Source organism: Phocaeicola sp. RTP21198st1_B8_RTP21198_201120, from assembly GCF_040929485.1.
Classification (GTDB): domain Bacteria; phylum Bacteroidota; class Bacteroidia; order Bacteroidales; family Bacteroidaceae; genus Phocaeicola; species Phocaeicola dorei.
The window spans coordinates 1-1,670 of the sequence record NZ_JBCOCI010000276.1 but is presented as its reverse complement, the minus strand read 5'-3'; the positions used below and the strand labels follow the sequence as shown (position 1 = coordinate 1,670).

Sequence of the window (1,670 nt, the reverse complement as noted above, 5' to 3'; positions counted from 1 at the left end):
AGATTCAACCGGGCCATTTCGAGCGCAGCTGTTGCTCTTTGAATAGCCGCTTCGGTATTCATGCGACGGTAGGACACTTCATCTACACCGGAAAGAGCTGCTTTTTTCTGCCTTTTCGTAGCTTCCAACTTCTTACGCGTAGCTTCATAATCAGTGACAATCTGTTCAAGTTGGATAGGAGTAGCCGCATTTCGTTTCACGAGGTTCTCATATCGTTTCCGGTCTTTTTCCAGCTTCGCCAACCGTACTTCAATCTCGGCAATAGACGCATCGTAAACAGATGCTGTTGTCTGCGTGGTATTGAGTGTAGCATTGATGACGGTCGCACCGGCTTGCGCATCCTTCAAGGCAGCTTCAGCCTCCATTACGCGAATTTTATATTCACGATCATCCAGTACCAGCAAAGTATCTCCTTTATGTACCTCCTGATGTTCTGTAAAGTAGATTTTGTCAATGTAACCTGAAGCACGTAGATTGATAGGAGACACATATTGTTCTATTTGTGCATCGTTACTAGTCTCCGTCTGGCTATAATTCAAAAAAAGGCAGATCACTTCAATCACTCCCCAAACAATAATAGCCACTCCGAAAAGGCTGATAGCAATCTGCCAGCGACGAAGTTTCTTCATTTTTTTTGCTTTCTCCTGATGAGTAGCGGAAGGAAGGTTATTTTCCATTGTTTCCATATTTATGATTGTTATTTGCGTATTATTTGACTAATGATTCTATTTGTCCGGTTAGTTTAAGCAGCATCAGGTTAGTCACCCGATAGTTATAATGTGCGCTGATATAGTTGTTTTGAGCTTCGCTCATCTGCATTTCATCTTGCAGCACTTCCGTCATAGAAGCAATGCCTTCCCGGTAACGGTCGGAAGTGACTGCGTACACATCTTCGGCAAGCAAGTAGTTATCCTTCTGTTTCTTAAAGTTACGCTGATTGTTCATCAGGTCGTTCACAGCATTCAGATATTGAGTTTGCAAATTCTTCCGGGCATCTTCCCATGCCAGTCTTTTGTTCTCTATATCGATCATCGCCTTCTTTATTTTATAGGTTTTATCCAGTCCGTCGAAAATCGGAATACGCAAGGTTAGCCCCACTCCATAGGAACGAAACCATTGATTGGACGGACCGGAGTGGAACCAATGATAACCTTTATCCGTATATGCGGCATATCGCCAGCTACCTGTCAGACTAAGAGAAGGGATATATCCATTAGTAATGATCTTCTTTTGCCGTTCCGCCAATTGCACTTGCGATTGTGAGAGTTGAAGTTCATAGATATTTTCCGACAAGCCGGTCAGGGCTACTGTAGTAATGCTATCGGTATTTACCGGTGTCAGCGCAATTTCCTTTTCAGCCGGATAATCCATAATGTATTTCAGCATATTCAATTGCTGTTTCATCATTGCTTGTGCATTGTCATATTGCACCTTCAGATTTTCCAAATTGATATTGACTCTTTTCAGATCGACTTCCATAGACATTCCGTTATCGAAAAAAGCCTGTGTAATATCTCTCAACTCTTCCAGACGGGTGATATTTGCTTTTATCAGCATGATTTGTTCGGCCGTGACCTGTCCGAGATAATACATCTTACTGATTTGAAGAATAACATCTTCCCTGGCTTTTCCATAAGACAGACGACTGATTTCTTCCATCACTTTAGCTA

General features: G+C 42.3%; 2 protein-coding genes. Both read right to left on the bottom strand.

Annotated features, from left to right (window positions below):
- The coding region (locus AB5935_RS25375) for an HlyD family secretion protein (RefSeq protein WP_368327801.1) at positions 1-686 on the bottom strand (686 nt) is incomplete at its 3' end.
- A 22-nt stretch (positions 687-708) separates the two neighbouring features.
- Positions 709-1,670 (bottom strand): TolC family protein (locus AB5935_RS25370; protein WP_368327800.1); only part of this gene is annotated, 962 nt, incomplete at its 5' end.